General features: G+C 38.3%; 17 protein-coding genes and 1 riboswitch. Of the genes, 2 read left to right on the top strand and 15 right to left on the bottom strand.

What is annotated here, in order from left to right; genetic code table 11:
• Position 1 precedes the first annotated feature (1 nt).
• The 6 genes from BM183_RS05900 to BM183_RS05875 form a co-directional block, all read right to left on the bottom strand.
• The gene (locus tag BM183_RS05900; RefSeq protein WP_091685234.1) at positions 2-835 is read right to left on the bottom strand and encodes a carbohydrate ABC transporter permease; all 834 of its coding nucleotides are present in this window, start codon (positions 833-835) and stop codon (positions 2-4) included.
• Positions 825-1,703: a carbohydrate ABC transporter permease gene (locus BM183_RS05895; protein ID WP_091685232.1), complete on the bottom strand. Its 879-nt coding sequence runs from the start codon at positions 1,701-1,703 to the stop codon at positions 825-827. Before BM183_RS05895 ends, BM183_RS05900 begins: the two co-directional genes overlap by 11 nt.
• 186 nt (positions 1,704-1,889) lie before the next feature.
• Entirely contained in the window at positions 1,890-3,263 is a 1,374-nt protein-coding gene (locus BM183_RS05890; protein ID WP_091685230.1) for an ABC transporter substrate-binding protein, read from the bottom strand.
• A 46-nt stretch (positions 3,264-3,309) separates the two neighbouring features.
• Positions 3,310-4,536, bottom strand: coding sequence for a Gfo/Idh/MocA family oxidoreductase (locus BM183_RS05885; RefSeq protein ID WP_091685227.1), 1,227 nt, complete (start codon positions 4,534-4,536; stop codon positions 3,310-3,312).
• A gap of 94 nt (positions 4,537-4,630) precedes the next feature.
• Positions 4,631-6,622 carry an alpha/beta hydrolase family protein gene (locus tag BM183_RS05880; RefSeq protein WP_091685225.1) on the bottom strand — a complete coding sequence of 664 codons (1,992 nt, stop codon included), beginning with the start codon at positions 6,620-6,622 and terminating at the stop codon, positions 4,631-4,633.
• A 17-nt stretch (positions 6,623-6,639) separates the two neighbouring features.
• On the bottom strand, positions 6,640-7,863 hold the full coding sequence (locus BM183_RS05875) for a Gfo/Idh/MocA family protein (protein ID WP_091685223.1): 1,224 nt from the start codon (positions 7,861-7,863) through the stop codon (positions 6,640-6,642).
• A 227-nt stretch (positions 7,864-8,090) separates the two neighbouring features.
• Here BM183_RS05875 and BM183_RS05870 point away from each other — a divergent pair, with 227 nt between their 5' ends.
• Positions 8,091-8,987, top strand: coding sequence for an acyltransferase domain-containing protein (locus tag BM183_RS05870; RefSeq protein WP_091685220.1), 897 nt, complete (start codon positions 8,091-8,093; stop codon positions 8,985-8,987).
• Between the two features lie 62 nt (positions 8,988-9,049).
• On the opposite strand, the gene purH is transcribed toward BM183_RS05870, so the two are convergent.
• From purH to BM183_RS05840, 6 genes are all read right to left on the bottom strand, one after another.
• Entirely contained in the window at positions 9,050-10,603 is a 1,554-nt protein-coding gene (purH, locus tag BM183_RS05865) for a bifunctional phosphoribosylaminoimidazolecarboxamide formyltransferase/IMP cyclohydrolase (protein WP_091685218.1), read from the bottom strand.
• 166 nt (positions 10,604-10,769) lie between these two features.
• Positions 10,770-10,854, bottom strand: a riboswitch (ZMP/ZTP riboswitch).
• Positions 10,855-11,000: 146 nt separating this feature from the next.
• The gene (locus BM183_RS05860; protein WP_276326321.1) at positions 11,001-12,743 is read right to left on the bottom strand and encodes a CotH kinase family protein; all 1,743 of its coding nucleotides are present in this window, start codon (positions 12,741-12,743) and stop codon (positions 11,001-11,003) included.
• Positions 12,744-13,046: 303 nt separating this feature from the next.
• Entirely contained in the window at positions 13,047-13,718 is a 672-nt protein-coding gene (locus BM183_RS05855; RefSeq protein WP_091685212.1) for a DUF4956 domain-containing protein, read from the bottom strand.
• A 22-nt stretch (positions 13,719-13,740) separates the two neighbouring features.
• Positions 13,741-14,415: a polyphosphate polymerase domain-containing protein gene (locus BM183_RS05850; protein ID WP_091685210.1), complete on the bottom strand. Its 675-nt coding sequence runs from the start codon at positions 14,413-14,415 to the stop codon at positions 13,741-13,743.
• Between the two features lie 81 nt (positions 14,416-14,496).
• Positions 14,497-15,783 (bottom strand): sensor histidine kinase, encoded by a 1,287-nt coding sequence (locus BM183_RS05845; RefSeq protein WP_091685207.1) that lies wholly within the window; start codon positions 15,781-15,783, stop codon positions 14,497-14,499.
• Positions 15,776-16,471, bottom strand: coding sequence for a response regulator transcription factor (locus BM183_RS05840; protein WP_091685203.1), 696 nt, complete (start codon positions 16,469-16,471; stop codon positions 15,776-15,778). Before BM183_RS05840 ends, BM183_RS05845 begins: the two co-directional genes overlap by 8 nt.
• Before the next feature lie 219 nt (positions 16,472-16,690).
• On the opposite strand from BM183_RS05840, the gene BM183_RS05835 reads away from it, so the two are divergent.
• Positions 16,691-17,359 (top strand): TIGR01906 family membrane protein, encoded by a 669-nt coding sequence (locus BM183_RS05835; protein ID WP_091685201.1) that lies wholly within the window; start codon positions 16,691-16,693, stop codon positions 17,357-17,359.
• Positions 17,360-17,512: 153 nt separating this feature from the next.
• Here the strand turns inward: BM183_RS05835 and pnpS are convergent, their stop codons facing one another.
• From pnpS to phoU, 3 genes are read right to left on the bottom strand one after another with little or no spacing between them, the layout of a single operon-like run.
• Positions 17,513-19,264: a two-component system histidine kinase PnpS gene (gene pnpS, locus BM183_RS05830; protein WP_091685198.1), complete on the bottom strand. Its 1,752-nt coding sequence runs from the start codon at positions 19,262-19,264 to the stop codon at positions 17,513-17,515.
• 31 nt (positions 19,265-19,295) lie between these two features.
• A complete protein-coding gene (locus BM183_RS05825; protein WP_091685196.1) occupies positions 19,296-19,994 on the bottom strand; it encodes a response regulator transcription factor in 699 nt (232 codons plus the stop codon).
• 38 nt (positions 19,995-20,032) lie between these two features.
• Positions 20,033-20,692 carry a phosphate signaling complex protein PhoU gene (gene phoU, locus BM183_RS05820; RefSeq protein WP_170847903.1) on the bottom strand — a complete coding sequence of 220 codons (660 nt, stop codon included), beginning with the start codon at positions 20,690-20,692 and terminating at the stop codon, positions 20,033-20,035.
• Between the last annotated feature and the right edge of the window lie 59 nt (positions 20,693-20,751).

The following is a 20,751-nucleotide window of genomic DNA, read 5'->3' as shown; positions in this document are numbered from 1 at the left end:
GCTATCCCTTAACTCCTGAACTTATATTCCCTTGCACAAAATACTTTTGTGCAAATAGGAAAACAAGGATAACCGGTGCCATGGTTATTACTGCACCTGCCATTCTTACGCCCATATTGGCACCTGCTATGGGAGACGAATTCAAAGTCAATAGCCCCATAGTTAATGTATATTTCTCTCTCGTTTGTAAATATAGTAAAGGTCCCATGGTATTATTCCAAGCACCGATAAAAGTGAGAATTACCAAAGTCATCACAGTTGGCTTGGATAAGGGGAAGTATATTCTGAATAAGATCCCCAGGGGATTGCAGCCATCTATCAAAGCTGACTCATACAGTACATTAGGCATACTTTTGTAGTTTTGATGAAATAAGAATATGCCCGTGGCCTGGCCTAAAAAACCTGGAATAATTAACGGAGCATAGGTATCTAAAAATCCTGCTTTTGACCATATAAAATAGGTAGGAATCATAGTTACCTGGGATGGCATCATAAGTGTTGCCAACATTAATGTAAATAATAGTTTTTTCCCCTTAAAGTCAAACATGGCAAAGCCAAAGCCAATAAGAGCTGAGGAAAATACAGTACCGATTAAATTCATGATTACAACAAAAAAGCTATTGGCCATATACCGCATAAAGGAAAGTTCTTTTAATACAATTTTGAAGTTTTCCAGAGTTAATGGATTTGGTATGTACTGAGGAGGTATTCTTAAAACATTCTCCGGTGTTTTTAATGAGTTAGAAAACACCCATAAGAAAGGTATCAGCATTATGAAAGCACCTATTGCTAATATGATATAATAGAAATATCTTTTTATATATTTAGTTTTCATAATGCACCCACCTCTTTTCAAACTTTCTTTGTATCACAGTAATAATTAATATGATAATAAACAACATCCATGCAAGAGTAGATGCCGGACCCATTTTTCCGTACATAAATGCTTCCCTGTAAACCATCAGATTAACAACGCTATTTCTGTCAGGTAAAGAATATACGTCAAACATAGTAAGAAATACATCAAAAGCTGTAAATGCAGATATAGTTGATAAAATCATTGTTAAAAATACCATTGGAGATATCATGGGAACTGTGATTTTTCTAAATATGGTGGTTCTGCCTGCTCCTTCCGCTTTTGCCGCTTCCACAATCTCTGTTGGTACATTCTGCATGGCAGCCAGCAATATTACCATGGTTTGCCCCATACCCTTCCATACATTCATCAAAGCAAGACTTCCAATAGCTACCCACCACTTTTCACTATCGTACCAGTAAGAACCGTTTAGTCCCAATAATCTTAAGATATGGTTAATCAAACCAAAATCATAGCCATATAAGAATTTCCATACAATAGCTCCTGCCACCCAAGGGGTTATATTAGGAAGAAAATAGCATGCTCTGAAAAATCCCTTTAATCTTATCTTGTGATTTAACATATGGGCAATAATAAGAGCAAAGATGGTTTGAAGGGGTACAAATATTAATGCAAAATAGAAAACATTCCGGAAGGAAATCCAAAAAACCGGATTAGTTACAGAATCAATCCAATTCTTCAATCCCACAAATTTAGGCGGGTTAAACATATCCCATTTAGTAAAAGAAATATATCCTGAAAATAAAACAGGAAATACAAAAAAAACAATAATTCCTATAATAAATGGTGAAACAAATAATAAGCCCCAAAAATTGCTTTTTCTCATTGCAGCCTCCTTTACTAAAATTGTATATTTCCTTGTAACTCATAAGTTAGAAAATCCCTGCTTCTGAGCATCTTAAGAATTAGCACTTTCCAGCTTCTTCCTGATGCTCAGAATAGCACCATCACATTTTATGGTAATGTTAATTACTATTACACTTAACATTCAGAGACTTTTCCCATTATTCAGCTATTCATTAAAATTTTCATCCAGTATCTTTTGAACATCTGTCTTTATTTGATTTAATCCTGTCTGGGGATCGGTTTTCCCGTCCATTATGTCGTTAAAAATCGGCTGTGCCGCTGTTCTCCATTCATTCCAGCATTTATTCTCATCCAAAGTTACACCGGCTACATCAACGCCTTCGGTATAAGCCTTTTTATTTAATGGTTTGGATTGTAATGTATCCACATATGCAAGTGCTTCTTTGTTAACCGGAATAGTAGAGCCGCTTTCCGCAACAAGCTTTTGTACATCCGCACTCAAGTAATATTTTAAAAATGTCCATGCTGCTTCTTTGTTATCTTCCTTTGCTTTTGAGAAGATCAGCCAGGTGTTGCTGACATTAGGAACAACCCTTTCACTTCCATCGAATGTTAAAGGAATCTTAGCGGTATCATAATTTAAATCCGGGAAGTTTGTATTTAACACAGCACTTCCTAAGCTATATTGTAAAAACATCATAGCTCCCATTCCGTTGCCAAACATCTGAGCCGTTCCCCCAAGTTCATTATTAGTTGAACGGGATGGACTTATTTTGTAAGTATGAATCGTATTAACCCATTCTGTTATACCTTTCAGGGATTTCTCATCGTTGAAAACAGCATTTCTCTTTGTTTCATCTAAAGCCTGACCGCCGGCAGAATTAATCCATGGGAACCATCCGTCTGTAATTCCTCCTGCTGTAAGCAAGCCATAAACATCTGTTGTACCATCCCCATTTGTATCCTTTGTAAGTAGTTTTGCGGCTTCAATCATATCTTCATAGGTCCAGTCATCGGTAGGATAGGGAACATTTGCAGCATCAAATATATCTTTGTTATAAGCTAATGCAATAGGATTGCCCCCATGGGGTACACCCCAAACCTTTTCACCTTCCTGAGCCGAGAAAAGATTTGATGCATACTCCTCTAACTTTAAATCTCTTTTAATATAAGGCATTAAATCTTCTGCGGCACCCATATCACCATAGCCTAATACAGCAGCATTTTCCTGGAACCAAATATCAGGCGCATTACCGCCGGCTATTTGTGTTGTTATTTTCTTTGTAAAATCACCCCAGGGTGCTTCATCAATTACAAGAGTAATATGAGGGTATGCAGCTCTGAAACCGTCAATAATCTCTTTGCTGGTTACATCATAACCTCCCGGTAATCCAATGGTTAGGGTAACTGGTTTTGATTCTTCTTTCTTCTCTTCTTCTGTCTTATTTTCTTCTTTTGTACCGGAAACGGATTGATCCGTTGTTTTAGTTTCTTCTTTCCCGGATGAAGGACCACATCCACTTAATAGTGACATTGCCATCACCATAATAAGTAATACACTAATTAATCTTCTCTTCATATTTACCTCTCCTTTTAAAATTATTATATGAAAACCCTAATATTTATCATGGGCGTTTCAACAAATCCTCAATACTAACAACTTGCTTCTTTGTAATGGAAATATTGGCTGCGGCACCTATTAGTAAGGACATCGCACCATCTATAGAAGCAGCAAAAACTCCCAGGTCATCCTTTATGTCATTCTTAATCAGCATTCGTATCAGCTTATCATCTCCTCCGCCATGGCTGCCCTTTAATTTGGGAATATCATAGGTGATCAGTTCTCCCTTTCTATTATAAAACTTTATATGATTGCAGTTATCTTCTTCACCATGTCCGGAATAGATTTCGCCAACCTCAAGCCTTCCTTCGCTTCCATTAATGGAAGCATTCCATCCCTCATAGGGACTGTGAGCAATAAGGGAATAGGATAACAATGCTCCTGATTTATACTTTACATTCACCGCCATATTATCATAAATATCAATGCTTTCATCAAAAACGCAGGAATCTCTGATGTAACCATCCTCATGTTCTGCTTCAAGGTAGAATCTCTTGTAAAAAGGATCTCCTCCGTCTTCTATATTCCAGTAAAATTCACAGGTGTCTTTATACCGGCAGGTTAAACATCTGGTACCTCTTTCTTCCCGGACAGGTCCATAAAAGTTCCTGGTTCCCAATGCACTTACTTCCTCCGGATAAGAATTCAGCCACCAATTAATAATGTCAAAATGGTGTGTTGATTTATGTAATAATAGTCCGCCGCTTTTTTCAATATATCTATGCCATCTTCTAAAATAATCCGCACCATGTCTGGTATCTAAATGCCACTCCAGATCAACGGTAAGAACTTTTCCAATAATCCCACTTTGTATCAATTCCTTAATCTTTTGCATATATGGCATGAACCGCATATTAAATGTAACTTGTACCTGCTTTCCTGTTCTTTTCTCTGCTTCTAAGATTGCATTACATTTTTCATGGTCAATAGTCATGGGCTTTTCTGAAATCACATTACATCCGGCTTCCAAAGCCTTTATGATGTATTCATGATGATAACAATCTACCGTGGTTACAATTACATAATCCGGCCTCACATCTTTCAGCATTTTGTCAAAATCATCATATACCGGAATCTCACCGCAATCCTTTGCAAACTCACGGGCCCGTACCGGATTTATATCATAGATTCCTTCTATGGAAGCATAATCTTTATATTCTTCTGCCAAAATGCGCTTTCCAAACATGTAGTAACCTCTCATGCCTGCGCCTGCTATAACATATTTTTTCATTTTAACCTCGATTCTGGTGCTTCAGCACCTTTTAATAATAATGGCAATTTTGTGTTTCAGCACAAATTGCCGGTTAAAAAGCTTGCTTTTCAACCTACTTTCCCCTTTCTTTTCTTAAAGGTTGTTCCAATCTTTCTTCCTTCATCAACCATTCATATATTTCATCCAGGTCAAAAAATTTAAGGGCCTGAGGTAAGATAATGCTCATAGCATCTTCCATAGTATAACAGCGGTCACCTACCCAGCTCCCGTAACTTGGCATAGGCTGTTCTATGGATAGGTTTTTTATTCTTTTGTCAATAAATGCTGCCAAAATACCATACACACCCTGTTTTCCATGAGCATATATATGGATGTTCTCATGATCCGTTCCGTCAAATTCCTGCAGCATATCCACCATTCGAATTACATCATATATACGCAGTGCACATAAGCTATCTCCAAACCGGATCAGATCATCTGCAAGTTTATACATGGTCCCAAACATATCCCCCATGCCGCGGATTCCTATAGGATATGGCGAAATCCCTCCAACACCGGAAGTATTTAAAACAAATATTGTTTTTCCTTTTTGGCACTGTCCTTTGATCCAATCTATATGCTCCTCTAATTTGCCGGTTCCTCCATCCCAAACAGCAATTATGGGACAGGATGCTGTATTATGAAAGGTATGGTCTTTAAAAGCAAGACAATGATTCATTATTCTTTCCTGGGATCTCCATATATAAGATTTAACCGACAAATTATAATAGTCGAATTCCCCAATATCTCTTAAATTTACAGGACATGGAACACGCTGATAAAAGACTTGTTCCTTTAGCCAGTTATATACTCTGTCCTTTTTTCTGTTTTCCTCCTCCTGAATTTCTCTTTCCTCCTGCAGCCGGGTTAACAATGTTAGATTTTCTTCAAAAATAAATCTTGTGTTCTTTCTCTCCTCTCTGATTTGCCCTTTACCGGTACACCAAAGTTCCGACTGTTCAAAAAGTTTTATATCTTCGTAAGGAATTGCCTCTCCGGCAGTAACTCCCAATGTCTTTGCAAAAAATTCCCCAGCTGCCTGTGCTAGCTGATAAGAATAGCTATGTTTTGAAACATCCTCTATATAATGTAAATCTTCTTCCTTACCCCATATTTCCCAATATTTTCGGGCTGCTTCCACGGTTTTTCTGGTTCCTTCTATTGGAAAGAAATCATAGGATGCTGCCAAAACTGCAACAGGCTTTGGTGCAACACTTAACAGTATATCTTCATGATCAAAACCATATTGAATTAACCCTGGCCAGTTTTGCTCGGCATCCTGAGGTACCCCTGTCAACAAATTTTCTTCATAACCTGTAATAAATGTTCCGGGAGCAAAAGCTTTGACCCTGTCATCCCACAGCATAAGCATACTGGTCTGGGTTCCTCCCCCTGAATTGCCGGTTACTCCAATATTTGCCGGATCTACTTCAGGGCGGGTCAGCAGATAATCAATTCCCCGCAGGGCATCATGGAGAAAATATCTGGCAGAGGGATACCCTGTCATAAGGCATTGAAATCCTGCATGGGTATGTTCCGTGGTTCCCTGATTTATTACTTCTATTCCATTGTCATAATAGCTAAGCCGTTCCCCTTGCCCAATGGGATCCAAAGCTAACACGATAAGCCCTCTTTTAGTAAGACATTGGCATACCATCTGATACTCCTCACTATGTTTAGCCAGCGGATCATGGCCGCAAAGGAACAAAACTGCCCCGGAGGGCTTTTGCAATCCATTAGGAATATACAGGTTAGCCGTTACAAAACAATCCGGTCTTGATTGATAAATCACTTTTTCAATATGGAATCCATTCCCTGTTATAGTACCCGTAACTTGAGGCTTTAAAGGTGTTTCACAAGATGGAATGCCTCCCAAAGAGTCTAAGAACAATTTTCTAATATAAGCCTGCCGCTTCTTAAGCTGTTCTTTTGTGCTTATCTGAGAACGGTGGATTCTACCCTTTTCCAAGGACTTACGTGTTCTATCATAGATATAATCCTTAAGCTGACTTTTCATATCATAAAAATGAGAGGGATCATAATTTTCAAATTCTCTTATAGTCATAGCAAACCCCTTTCTCCTTATAAATAAATCCGTTTGCCTTCTTTTCTCGATCTTTCGGCGGCAAATGCCATTAAATGGCTTTGCAGGGATAAACGTGCCAGGGTTTTTAGATTTGTTCCTTTTTTGTCAACTCCATCCAGGAAGTCATATAAAAGTCTTAAATCTCCCCCTCCGTGACCTGATTGAATGGTTTCATATTGGATTTTGATTACCTCTTTTTCTTTTGTTAAAAAGTCAAACACTTCCAATTCTCCCCGTTCTAAATGTCCGCGAATATCTCCCTTTGTGCCATAAAACCGTAATGTCCTGGTATTTTCACTTGAAAAGCCCGTCATGTTGAAAGAGGCTATTAATCCATCTTCCATATTAAAAATTGCGGTTTGATGATCACACACATCATTGTCACAATGAAATACACAGCGTCCATATTGTCCATTTTTTAATGCCTCATATCTGGCTGCAAAGGAAGTATCAGCAGATATAGTTTGAGTAGGCCAGCCAACTAAAGATATCTGTTTCAAATACAACCTTGGTGCAAAGTAAGGACATGTAGTTTCATGAGGACATCCATCAAGGCAATAATCAGGTGCACCTTCCGGTGCATTCTCTTTCCTGTAATATTTAAGATTTCCCTCCGAGACCACGGACAAACATTTCTTACCGGTCAGGTAACCGATTAAGTCTAAATCATGACAAGATTTAGCCAATATAAAAGGACTGGATATTGTTTCGTTTCGAAAAACACCTCTTACATATGAATGTACGAAATGCCAATAAGCACAATTTTCAGTCATTTCTATATTAACAAGCTGTCCGATTCGCTCTTCATCAATAATTTCCTTTAATTTTTCAAAAAAAGGTGCATAACGTAATACATGACACACCATGAGAATTACATTTTTCTTTTCTGCTTTTTCAACCATGTTGATACATTCCTGCTCATTATCGGACATAGGCTTTTCTAATAGAACATGGTATCCTTTCTCCAATGCCTCCATTGTAGATACATAATGAACCTTGTCCGGTGTTGCATTAATAACAGCATCTGCAAATTTCTCTTTGGCCATTATTTCTGCCCAATCGTGAAACATTTTATCTTCACTTATATTAAAATCCATCGCCAGTTTTTCTAATTTCTTAGTGTCCGGATCAGCAATACCAACAATTTCAGCACCATATTGCCTGCAAAATCTTGTGTAATTTCTTCCTCTGCCTCCGGCTCCTAAAATAATTACCTTCATAACACCGTCTCCTTCCTTTTTGGTAATAATGTATTAAATCTATTCTGATTCTAACAAATATCTATTACTATTACTAACGCAATCTTGTCGAAAAAGAGGTGAAAAATTACTCAATATTGCTATTCCTTAAATAAATATTGACAAATCATTGGCTCTATATAAAATAATGTAAAGACAGATTATATAAATAAATTGCCGGGTAAATATGAAAGGATGGGTGAAATCAGATGAATGAGCAGGAATTTTTAATTTATTTTTTAGAAAAAGATAATTTTCCGAAAGAAGCGCAAGAAGTCTTTCAAGAACTGTATGGGAAAATATTGATGGATTCTGATTACAAGAATCGGATGGATTCCCTAATTAGTATGTTTATGAATAATTTCACTATACAAGCCTTTGAACAAATAGATATATTAGCAAAAGACATGAGTGTTCACAGCTATATTATGTCCATGCTATTATTAGTATTAAGCTGTAAACCATTATTAAAGCTTTATCATGAGAGAAATATCTCGGAAGATATTTACTGGAATACGGTAGAAGATCTTACCTGTAAATTAAATGAATGTTATCAGTTATACGGTATCTGGGGTACTTTTGTACGGGAATGGTTTCCCCGGTTTTATCAGATGTCCCGGTTCGCTTTAGGCCGCATGCAATACGAATACTCTATATTTCAATTAGAGGAATATTCCATAGGCGGCTTCACTGTAAAAAAAGATGATAAAGTAATCAATATGCATATTCCTGCTTCCGGCTCCTTTGCAGAAGATAAGCGTATGGAGTCCTATCATAAGGCTTATGAATTTTACAAAAAGGACTTTGTGGGCAGGCCAATACCTGTAGTTTGCAGTTCCTGGCTTTTATATCCTGAATTAAAAGATATACTTCCGGCACATTCCAATATACGGGGTTTTATGAACGACTTCTCTTATATACATGCATACACAGATGAATTCCATGATGCCTGGCGAATTTTTGGTAAAGATGCCAATAAACTTCCCAAAGACCTGCCAAGAGACACCTCATTGCAGAAAATATTTGCAGAATATCTGGAGAAGGGCAGAAAACCCGGAAAAGGGTATGGTATACTATTACTTGATGAAAATGGTATTATCTCATAAATCTGCAACAAAGGCGCACTGTACTATAACTTTTAAGTTATAATATAGTGCGCCAATTTTTTTTAATGCTTAAAATGTCTCATTCCGGTAAATACCATGGCAATTCCATATTCGTTGCATTTTTTAATAGAATCATCATCACGAATAGAACCTCCAGGTTGTATAATAGCTGTAATACCTGCCTGGTGTGCTGCTTCAACACAGTCATCAAATGGGAAGAATGCATCGGAAGCAAGTACTGCTCCTTTTGTTGCATCCGGATCAATTAATTCTTCTGCATGTTCTATGCTTTGTTTTGCTGCCCACACACGGTTTACCTGTCCCGGACCGATTCCTACTGTCTGTTTGTCTTTAGCCAGAGCAATACCATTGGACTTAACGAATTTAACAACCTTCCAGGCAAATCTTAAGTCCTCCATTTCTTTGTCCGTAGGAATTCGATGGGTTACTACTTTTAATTCCTCTTCTACTAACAATTTGCTGTCAATAGTTTGAACGATTAATCCCCCATTTACTTTTTTTAAATCGTATGCGTTTTCGTCTTGAGGAACACCAATATCTTTTAATTCCAATAAACGAACATTTTTCTTTGTTTGTAATAATTCCAAAGCTTCCTTTTCAAACTTAGGCGCTGCTACTACTTCTAAGAATACCTGTTTCATCTCTTCCGCAAGGGCAAGGGTAACTTCTCTGTTTACCACTACGATTCCGCCGTATATGGATACTTTATCTGCCGCAAAAGCTTTCTTCCATGCATCCAATATAGTATCTCCACTTCCCACGCCGCATGGGTTTCCATGTTTACAAGCCACAACAGTAGGTTCTGTGAATTCTTTTAGCAATTCAAGAGCACCGTTTGTATCATTTATATTATTGAAGGATAATTCTTTGCCGTTTACTTGTACTGCATCGGTAATAGAACCTGTTTTCTTTCCAATCTCTCTATAAAATGCTGCTTTTTGGTGAGGATTTTCACCATAACGCATATCCTGTACTTTCTCAAAGGTCATAGTTAAAGTTTCCGGCATTTCATAATCATTCCGTTGCTTCTTTAGGTAATCAGCAATCATAGTATCATAATGAGAAGTGTGCATAAATACTTTTTGCATCAGATAGAACTTAGTATCTAAAGACACTTCTTTCTTTTCTTTTAATTCCCTTAGTACCTTTTCGTAATCTCTTGGGTCTACTACAACTGTTACGTCCTGATAATTTTTTGCTGCAGAACGAAGCATTGTTGGACCGCCTATATCAATATTTTCAATGGCTTCCTCTCTGGTAACACCTTCTTTTAAAATAGTTGCCTTAAAGGGATATAAGTTAACAACTGCCATATCAATGGTTTGAATCTTTAAGTCAGCCAGTTGATTCATATGTTCCGGCTTACTTTTCATTGCCAATAGACCTGCATGGACTATGGGATGTAATGTTTTCACACGTCCCTCCAAACATTCCGGGAATCCTGTTAATTCAGAGATTTCTATAGCAGGCACCCCTGCTTCTTTTAATTTGTTATAGGTTCCCCCTGTAGAAATAATCTCAATTCCCAGTGCTGCTAATTCCTTAGTAAAATCTACAATACCAGTTTTGTCTGATACACTAACTAATGCTCTCATTTAAATAATGTGCTCCTTTCAAAGTATTTGAAAAATTAAATTCTTTTCAACCATTCAGACATAATGCTGTCACCTTATTCTTCAAAACTCAAATAAAAAAACCACCCAGGTAACCCAATAATCTTACACATAGAATGTAAAAACACATTTTATATGTCAGGTTATCTTAGGCTGCCCAGGCGGTCGGCATATTTTAAACATTGTACTCCCTGTGAGTTTATTCTCATTTTCCGCCAGTCATACAATTCATCTTAATTAAGTGTAACTGATAAACTAGTGATTTTCAATTACTTTTTATTAATAAACAACATAACAACAGCTTATGATTCAAATTGATTTCCATTGTATAAGCTTAAATTTACTCAAAGGCATTCATCAAAAATTAATTTGTCACAAATCACCGCCGCCTTTTTGCAAATAGTACGCCCCCAATCAGCAAAACCATACATATCAGCAGGAGTACCGCTTCGTTTACTGATATTGGGAAGGATGAAGATTCTACCAACGAGCCTGCCTCTATCTTTGGTAACATAGGCCTGTTATTATCTGTCCCGGTCCCTGGGGCTGTATCTGGTTTGTTCTGCCCTGCCTCCCTAACTTCAGAGGGAAAATCAACCTGTGGGTCAGGCGGTGTGAAATTGTCTTCATCCTCTGGCATTGTAGTTTCATTTCCATCATTTACAGAGGAGTCGGAGATTTTGGTTCCGCCGTTTCTGTTCCAAACTGGAATTTGCCCGCCCCCAGCACCACCGAACCCCATGGAATTTGAACCCATACTTTCAATATTAATATCCGAAGCGTCAATGAATCCGGCATTGGCTGTGGCGGTCTGCTGCTCACTTGTTATAGCGATTGTACCCTTAAGCTGACCGTTTATGCTCTCAGCTCTGCACAAACAAAACTCACGTAAAGCTGCGCTGCCCTTTTGAAATTCCTCGTAGGTGCAGAACGCTGAGGGGTCTTTTTCAACATAAGGCGAAATGAGAGTTATAGCATTATCATACATTTCGGTAAATTTACCGCTGTTGAAATACTCCATATACTGGGCGTAAACTTCATGATACTTAGCCAGATATGCCTGGTTATCAAAAATCCATGCAATCATGGGTTTGTCTTCGGCAGATCCAGTAAGCATAGGTGAATCTATGGGATAGTTCACTAGAGAGGTGGCATTATCTGTGGCTGTTTCCGTTTCCTGGGCATTACCAAACCTTCCTACGCCGATGCCCCCCATACCTCCGAAAGCAAGGTTGTAATCCCATGCAATCATACTAAGTTTACCGTCATTTTCAGCAAGATAATAGTTGTGGGTCATACTGCCTGTATAACTGTCGGAGTTCAGTACGAAGTTATGTACAACAAAATAGCGTATAACTTCGTCCACATCCACCACTTGGTCAATGTCCTCACCAGCGTTCAGCTGTTTTATAGCGGCAATCAAGCGGGCTTTGTCTGCATTTGATATATCAAATACAGCATTGTCGATAATATCGGAGTAACTGTCCGGATTATCGTCCGAATAGATGAGGGAAGCCCCGCCATCCATTCCCAAATCATTATCTCTTAATTTTATATTTTCACCGTCTTGTTGCTGCAGGATGCCATCTTGCCCGTTGGCAGATTCCTGCATCTGTGGCATTTCACCATCCCATTCCGGTATTTGTCCCTTTTCATGGAAACCCTTGTCATTTTCACCGCCTAACCTGCCACCCATATTCATACTGTCAGGTTTATAAATCGCACCGAAATCGTTACCATAAACACGCTGTGCGAAAGATTCCTCAATGCCCTCGGCGGCCAGATACAGACCCCAGTCCTCACCATTGACCGTCACCCAGATGAAGCTTGAAAGTGGCCCGTCTGCACCCATGGCATTCATCATCTGATAAGTGACGTAATCCTTCATATAGGTATTATCCTGCACAATATTATTTAATGCAAGTTTGTCAAGCCCGAAATAGTTTTTGCCCTTCTCATAGTGATCGAACTCGATTTTAAAGCTATATCTGTCTGAGTCTGTACTTGTTATCATAAACAGGGATGAATTACCTTTGGGACGGATTCCCACGTTCTTAACGGATTCATTATCAATTATAACAGAACACTGTATATATTCCTTTTGTGCTGCGTTTGCTATCATTTGGTCCCAGTCAGATTCTTTTACCACAATATCAATTGTGTGAACCCTGTCGGTGCTGAACAGCTTCTCGGCATAGGCAGGCTGCATATGTGCTATGGTTACGCCGAAATTCCGGCTTGCCATAAATGCTACGGTTATAGCAAGCATTGCGATAACGATTGTAACGCAAATAGTAGTAGTATATTTATGTTTTGACATAGTATCCTCATTTCTAGCGCTTTAGCTCCTCTAAATAGTAACAGCAACTTTATGCGCCAGCACAATTGCTGATTGAAAAAACTTCCCTGTTATTGTTAAGTAACGTCACCCCATATAATCTCCGTTGTAACTTACCAGTACCACGTGGGAAACACCCTGCGTTGAAGATAAGGCATTTACAAAGGAGGTGTCCTCGGACTTCAGCCGTACCTCATAGTGGAGTTCAACAGAATCGGCGGTGACTGTTTTGCTTTTGACTACGTATTTCTGCACATAATCTTTCAGAGAAGAAAGAACTTTGCTCTCAGCTTCCCCGTCGGAGCAATGGATTACAACTATGTACGGATTGTCGTGGTTTTTTTTGTTTACGAATACAATCAGCATTACGCCGATTACGATGCTGCCGAACACGGCAAGGGGGATCATTCCCGCTGCCAGGACGATCCCAACGGCGATAGACCAGAACAGGAATGCGATGTCAAGAGGTTCCTTTATTGCCGTACGGAAACGCACGATTGACAGTGCACCTACCATACCCAGTGAAAGGACCACGTTGCTGGTCACCGCAAGAATTACCAGCGTACTTATCATCGTCAAAGCGATAAGGGTTACACCAAAGCTGGATGAGTACATTACTCCTTTGAAGGTCTTTTTATATACTAGAAAAATGAAAACTCCGATTCCAAAGGCCAGGGTCAATGCAAGTACCATATCCAGAATAGTTACACTGTTGATGTTCTCCAGAAAACTGGATTTGAAAATATCTTTGAAAGTCATTGTAATTTCTCCTTATAATTTCTTAGCCGTACATTCTGCACAGCGCATATTTTGAAACAGCAGAAGCACGTCTTGCTTCCAGTTGAAGTACTTTTACGATATGTTCCGGTATAAACTGGTCGTATTTTACTTCCAGCAGAACAATCTCGTCCCCCGCTTTGATGGTGGGTAAATTGTCCTTCATAAAATCTGTGGAAAACAGCCCTGTTCTAATATCCCTGTCGAAAGTAATACGAACATTTCCTGCTCTACAGATAAACGGCTCCCGAATGTAATCAACCAGGGTTTTCGGTTTTAGCTGCTGGCTCCGCATTTTGGTGTACAGTTCCCGGATAAGTTCCCGGTGATCTTCCGCCATCCACGTCAAATCTCCATTTTGAAGTGCGGTAACTTCCTCAGCAAGAATCTTTATCGACTGCTTGCAGCACATTCCGTGGACTTTGCTCTTCTTTTCAAGTCTAATATAATCTGTGTTACCGAGATAGCGGCGTATCCGGAATTTTTCCCGTTTGTCTGCGCCATCGATTTTCTCCCGCAGAGCCTTATCCCCCGGGGTATCAAAGTACAGGCTTCGAACCCTGTATTCCCCCTTTTCATCCCCGTGTGGGTCCCGAGCCATTACGTGCCCCAGTCTGCTTCGGAGGATAACATAATCTCCGTAATTTAGACTGTGCTTAAACTCGTGCCGTGCTTGCATAATAAAATCGCCCCCTTTGCTTTATTTGAGAGCGATTATAATATCTGGTTCTTTAATTTACCTTTAATAAGGAAAAATATTTTAGCCTAGTTTTAATTTTACAGTAAATGTAGTCAACCCACCCCTACTCTCGGCAGTTATCACCCCTCCGGAGCGGTCTACAATGGCCTTGGCAATAGACAGTCCCAAACCAAATCCACCTGTTTCAGTGGAACGGGAAGCATCGGTGCGATAAAATCGGTCAAAAACTTTTGGCAAATCTTCCACCCCAATGCCATCACCGGAGTTGGTTACTCCAGCAACAGCCCTGTCATTTGTACGGGTAAGGGTAAACAGGATTTTGCCGCCAGGGGGGGTGTATTTACTGGCATTATCCAGCAGAATATAGAAGACTTGACTGATTTTTTCACTATCTGCAACAGCGATTACGTCTTTCTCAATATCCGTTTCCATAGATACGCCGTTATCATACAACACCGCTTCCATAGACGCACAGACCCTATCACAGACCATACTTAAATCAAAGGGAAGATTGTCTTCGTTTTTGGGTCCATCAGACTTGGCCAGATATAATAAATCATCTAACAACCTGCCTGTTCGATTCAATGCAGCGTGAATATATTCAAACCATTCCTTTTGACTATCAACCGATTCTTCACCATTGCTTTCAATGGCATCTACATTTGCACCAATAATAGCGAGAGGTGTCCGCAGTTCATGAGAAGCATCCGCAATAAAACGCTTTTGCTTATTGTAGCTTTCTTCAATAGGCTTAACAGCACGAAGGGCAAATCGGTAAGAAAGCCAGAAAAGAGCCAGCAGCACTCCAACCCCCACACTGGTAAGAGTGAGCATAAGGGTCCGTAGAATCCTGGTTCCATTTGTTATGTCGAGAAAAACAATGCGGTTGTATTGCATATCACCTGGTAACCTGTTTAAATTTTCTCCCTTCGGCGGCGGTGCAGGAGCAACCGCAAAGAGCCATTCTCTATCTGCTAGGGTTATCTTGCCCCTATCTGCTGCCCCTGCTTTTTCAAAAGCCTCCCTATAAACGCTATACTCAAAATCAAGCTGGCTATTGACGTTCTCAAGCCTGCCATCTTTGACAAATAATACGAAAGAAACGCCATAATCCACTGAAAAACGTTCCGATGCAGTAGGCGGTTCCAAATCTCCGTTGGTCACACCAGCGGGCGGTGTGTGGTTCGGTACGAAGAACATAGCTGATACGGATTTTAACCGCTGCTGATTCTCCCGTTCAATATTGCTGTATGTCACAAGATATATCACAGTAAATGCAGCCAGCATAACGAGAGAAACCGTCAGCATATTGAATAACATCATATTGTTGCGAAGCTTCTTAAACATCAGTGGTTACTTCCTCGTCCAGTATGAGCATATAGCCGATCCCCCGCACTGTTTTGATTTTTACCCGCTTTGTTATTAATGATAATTTCTTGCGCAAGAACGCCACCTGTACCTGAACGTGACTGTCCTCCGTATCAGAATTCCATCCCCACAGTTTTTCAATAATTATCTCAGTGGTAATTGCTTGCCCCTTGTTGGTAATCAGTAATTCCAGAAGCTGGCTCTCTTTTAACGTCAGGTGAAATGTCTGCCCATTTCCTAATAAATCCAGGGTGTTGTAATTTAATTCAATGTCGCCATAGCAAAGAATGTTATCAGCGGTAAACTGTCCCCGCCGCCGTCCCAGCGCACGAAGTCTAGCCATTAGTTCCTCTGTTTGAAAGGGTTTTACCAAATAATCATCTGCTCCGCTGTCCAGCCCTTTTACCTTATCTTCCGTTTCTCCTTTCGCAGTCAGAAGTATTACCGGGGTCAGAATACTGCGCTTCCTCATTTCATGCAGAACACCGATTCCGTCTAATTTGGGCAGCATAATATCCAGTATAACAATGTCGTATAAGCCGGAAGAAACCAAGTCAAGTCCGTTTTCGCCATCATAAGCTAAGTCCACGCTGTAGTTGTTTTTTCGTAATACTTGTGCTACAGCACGGGCCATATATTTTTCGTCTTCAACGTAGAGGATTTTCATAGGCCGCTCCTTTCTGAAAGCATGCTCGTACTGCTTTCTATAGTAAAACTAAACTATAAACCTTTAATTTTCCTTTAATCTTAACCAAGTATTTATGTGCTTTAGCAAATAACTTCATTGAATTTGTAAAAACAATGTTGTATAATTCTACTCATATTATATATTAAAAGTTATTAAGTAGAATTGCAAATATATATATATAACTAGATAGGAGTGTTTATGAGAAAGTTTAAAATAACAGATATATTAATTGGTTTCGTCTTCACCTTATTATTTATATCCATTGGTGTTATAGCTGCTGTTAATTTTAGATTTATATATTATCTGGATATAGATCGTTTGAATATCAGCCAAACATCAGGGTTGGAGAAAGATGTAATTATTGAAAATTATGATGCCTTGATCCGGTATAATTCACCCTTTTATAAAGGAGATTTGAAACTCCCCGGTCTTCCCTCTTCCCCTGGGGGATTACAACATTTTGCAGAGGTTAAAACTATATTTACCGCTTTTTATTATATTGCTGCTATATCCATTATAATCAGTTTATTGATTATATTTTATAAACGTAGTAAAAAAGATAACAGCTATTTATTAGTATCTTCTATTACCGTTTTAGTAATACCTGTTATAGCCGCATTAGGAAGTATTATAAACTTTGACGCTATATTCCTATTATTCCACAAGATATTTTTCCGAAATGATTTATGGATTTTTGACCCAGCCAAAGATCCGGTAATTACCATTCTGCCAGCTACATTCTTTTTACACAGCTTACTGGTAATCATCGCTTTTGTCCTTCTGGGCAGTATCCTTCTTCTTATATCCTACTTTTGGACAAACAGTAGGGTTCAATACCGCAGGCGCAGAACCATTTATTACAAATAAATAAAAAGACGTCTATAAAAAACTGTCATTCTGAGGATAATATCAGTTAAACTGAATGCTATACCAGAATGACAGTTTCGTATTTTTCTTTTCAATTTTAATTTATTACTTCTTTTAAACATTATTAAAAGCGGCAATCCCCTCTTTCTCTTTCTATGATTCATTTTCAGAAATATACGGTAATTGAATCACAAATTCCGTTCCCTGGCCTAATTGGCTGTCTACATAAATAGTCCCGTTATATAATTCTACAATATGTTTGACTATAGATAATCCCAGACCGGTTCCCCCTTGTTTCCGGGCTCTTCCTTTATCTACCCTGTAGAATCTTTCAAAGATTCTGGATAGATGTTCTTTCTCCATACCAATTCCGGTATCTTTTACCTTAATAATAAGTCTGTCTGTTTCTTCCTGGCAAGTTAGGGATACTCTACCTTCTTCCGTATATTTGATTGCATTATCCAGTAAATTAATAAGCAGTTGTTTCATCCGTCCCGGATTACAGATAAACGGTCTTAATTTTGGTTGAGGTTCGAATGTTATTTCAACCTTGCCGTTAAGTTTAGGTTCCAACAAGTCAATAACCTCTAAAGCACATTGGTTTATATCAACAGGCTGGGTATCATAATCTTTTTTGGACTCAATCTCAGATAACAGTAAGATATCCTGTATCAGACCGTATAAACGTTCTGCTTCAATATCTATAATATCAATAAATTTAGCTGCAACTTTTTCATCTTTGATTGCACCATTCTTTAAAGTATCTATAAATCCTCGAATAGAGGTAAGGGGTGTCTTTAATTCATGGGTTACATTAGATACAAAGTCGCTTCGCATACGCTCTAATTTCTTAATCTGGGTTACATCCTCAATAATAAGCAATACTCCAAACCACTTCTTATCTTCTCTTCCCAGCGGAGTAGCTGTAACCCGTATATTTTTATTGGTGTCCGACAACAACATTCCTTCCATGGTAACGTTGGTATTGGTTTTTCTAACCTCATCTATGGCATCGAATATGGCAGCATTTCTTAATATATTATATAAAGACTGCCCTTGCATTTTATTGCTTACAGGTCTTACAATATCACAAAATGCTTTGTTAAAGAATAGAATTTCATTGGAGTCATCAATAGCCACAACACCGCCGGTCATACTGGTTAACATAGCTTCCAGTTCGATATTTCTTTGTGTAAGACTGTCAATGGTTTCTTTCAGGTTTGTTGTCATAGTATTAAAGGCACCTGCCAGTCTTCCAATTTGGTTCTTTTCCCTGGTATAAATCTTTGTTTTATAATTTCCTTCCGAAATTCTCACTGCTGCTTTAGTTACTTCATCTATAGGCTTTAACAAAATATTAGTAAACACCAGTGCCGCAAATGTAGCAATCAGAAAACATATAATAATTGCATAGATGGTAGCTTTAAATAACTCATTATCAAATTTAGATAAAGCGGATAAAGGCAAAGATACACGCAGTACTCCATTAAACGAACCATTAGATACCGGTACCGCACTATAAGAGTAATTCTTCTTCATGGTTTGAGAATATCGGTTTACCGTTACATGTTCTCCCTTTAAAGCACCTATAATTTCATCTCTGTCCTTATGATTTTCCAAATGCCCAGAAGTACTGGAATCTGCAAGTACTTCACCTGATTTATCAATAATTGTAATTCTTACCCTGTATTTTTCACTGTATTCTTCCACAAAATCATGAAAATCTATGGTAGAAGCAAAAGGCTCTTTCGAAAAGATATCTCCAATTAACTGTGCCTGTGTCAAATGAGATTCCTGGCTCTGCATATCAATAAATTGATAGCCTCTGATCCAAAAAGAACCAATAGAGATACCGATTGCAATAAATATAATAGCCACAAAGCTAACTAATAACTTTTTCTGCATGATATCCTCAATTCCGGCATTTTAGCGCCTCTTAAGCAAATTTATAGCCCATGCCTCTAACTGTTTTTATGAATACAGGCTGGCTTTCATCTAATTCTATTTTTTTACGTAAGTTACTGATGTGAACATCAACGGTTCTTGTTTCACCTATATAATCATAACCCCATACTTTTTCTAAAAGATTATCTCTTGTAAAAACAATTCCACGATTTTTTGCCAAAAGATATAATAGTTCAAATTCTTTATAAGATAATTCCACCAAATTCCCATTCACCGTTACGCTTCTTCTGGTTCGGTTGATTTCTAAATAATCAATGATTATCTTATCTTCTTTTTCTGTTTCCTCTTCCTGAAAACTGCCTTCGCTTCTTCGCATAACTGCTTTTATTCTAGCAATTAATTCATGCACACCGAAAGGTTTTACCAAATAGTCATCGGAACCTACTTCTAAACCTACTACTTTACTTATTTCATCGCTTTTGGCTGTAAGAAGAATAACCGGCAGTTTACGAAGCTGTTTGTTGCCGCGAATTCTTCTTAATACTTCGATCCCGTCAATTCCCGGTAACATCCAGTCTAATAATACCAAATCAACTTTTTGATTTTCTAAAACAGTAAGAGCCTCTTCACCAGTTTCAGCCTTTAATACATGATACCCCTCATGCTCTAAATTATAAGATACTAATTCTAAGATATGCTCTTCGTCATCTACAGCTAAAATTGTTTTCATTCGTTCCATCTCCTCTGCCTAATATTTTCATTAGGCTTTTAGCCAAGTATCAAATCACCTGTTACAATAAAAGTTATCCATTCAGCAATATTAGTAGCGTGATCTGCCATTCTTTCTAAATATTTTATTACCATTAAATAACAGATACTTTGAGGAACAACACTTGGATCTTTCTGCATTACATCAGATAACTCCTTGCAAATATTATCAAAATATTTATCCACTGCATCGTCTGCTTCCATAACGGCAGATGCTTTTTCAATATCCGCTTCTACAAAACTATCAATGGTATCAATAACCATCTTTTTCATTGCTTCGATCATATTGCCTAAATCTGCCGGGGCTTTTGTCTTTGGCATATTACTTAATTTAATTATATATTCTGATATATCCGCACATTGATCAGCAATTCTTTCAATATCTGTAATAATTTTCATAATAGAAGTTATCTTTCTTAAATCCGTTGCTAAGGGTTGCTGCTGGGCAAGTATATTAATGCATTCTCTTTCTATTTGCTGTTCTAATAAATCGATTTCATCATCCCTTGCAATGATTTTTTTAGCTTTTTCAACATCTATAGTATCTAAAGCATCAATCATTTCATTGGTGGATAATTCTAATATGCTTCCCATCTTTATTACTTTATTATTTAATTCCTCTAGCTGCGCAATAAAGCTTTGTCTCATTTTTATACCCATTGATACCATATCTGCTTGCAGATGTAATACTCTGTTTTACAGATGCGATACCGCCACAT

Source organism: Anaerocolumna aminovalerica, from assembly GCF_900115365.1.
GTDB lineage: Bacteria > Bacillota > Clostridia > Lachnospirales > Lachnospiraceae > Anaerocolumna > Anaerocolumna aminovalerica.
The sequence above is the reverse complement of the archived record's forward strand: the minus strand, read 5'-3'. Positions and strand labels throughout refer to the sequence as shown.

Coding starts and splice junctions, on each gene's coding strand:
- BM183_RS05900 (WP_091685234.1), bottom strand. CDS start 835: ATGAAAACTAAATATATAAAAAGATATTTCTATTATATCATATTAGCA.
- BM183_RS05895 (WP_091685232.1), bottom strand. CDS start 1,703: ATGAGAAAAAGCAATTTTTGGGGCTTATTATTTGTTTCACCATTTATT.
- BM183_RS05890 (WP_091685230.1), bottom strand. CDS start 3,263: ATGAAGAGAAGATTAATTAGTGTATTACTTATTATGGTGATGGCAATG.
- BM183_RS05885 (WP_091685227.1), bottom strand. CDS start 4,536: ATGAAAAAATATGTTATAGCAGGCGCAGGCATGAGAGGTTACTACATG.
- BM183_RS05880 (WP_091685225.1), bottom strand. CDS start 6,622: ATGACTATAAGAGAATTTGAAAATTATGATCCCTCTCATTTTTATGAT.
- BM183_RS05875 (WP_091685223.1), bottom strand. CDS start 7,863: ATGAAGGTAATTATTTTAGGAGCCGGAGGCAGAGGAAGAAATTACACA.
- BM183_RS05870 (WP_091685220.1), top strand. CDS start 8,091: ATGAATGAGCAGGAATTTTTAATTTATTTTTTAGAAAAAGATAATTTT.
- purH (WP_091685218.1), bottom strand. CDS start 10,603: ATGAGAGCATTAGTTAGTGTATCAGACAAAACTGGTATTGTAGATTTT.
- BM183_RS05860 (WP_276326321.1), bottom strand. CDS start 12,743: ATGATAGCAAACGCAGCACAAAAGGAATATATACAGTGTTCTGTTATA.
- BM183_RS05855 (WP_091685212.1), bottom strand. CDS start 13,718: ATGACTTTCAAAGATATTTTCAAATCCAGTTTTCTGGAGAACATCAAC.
- BM183_RS05850 (WP_091685210.1), bottom strand. CDS start 14,415: ATGCAAGCACGGCACGAGTTTAAGCACAGTCTAAATTACGGAGATTAT.
- BM183_RS05845 (WP_091685207.1), bottom strand. CDS start 15,783: ATGTTTAAGAAGCTTCGCAACAATATGATGTTATTCAATATGCTGACG.
- BM183_RS05840 (WP_091685203.1), bottom strand. CDS start 16,471: ATGAAAATCCTCTACGTTGAAGACGAAAAATATATGGCCCGTGCTGTA.
- BM183_RS05835 (WP_091685201.1), top strand. CDS start 16,691: ATGAGAAAGTTTAAAATAACAGATATATTAATTGGTTTCGTCTTCACC.
- pnpS (WP_091685198.1), bottom strand. CDS start 19,264: ATGCAGAAAAAGTTATTAGTTAGCTTTGTGGCTATTATATTTATTGCA.
- BM183_RS05825 (WP_091685196.1), bottom strand. CDS start 19,994: ATGAAAACAATTTTAGCTGTAGATGACGAAGAGCATATCTTAGAATTA.
- phoU (WP_170847903.1), bottom strand. CDS start 20,692: ATGGGTATAAAAATGAGACAAAGCTTTATTGCGCAGCTAGAGGAATTA.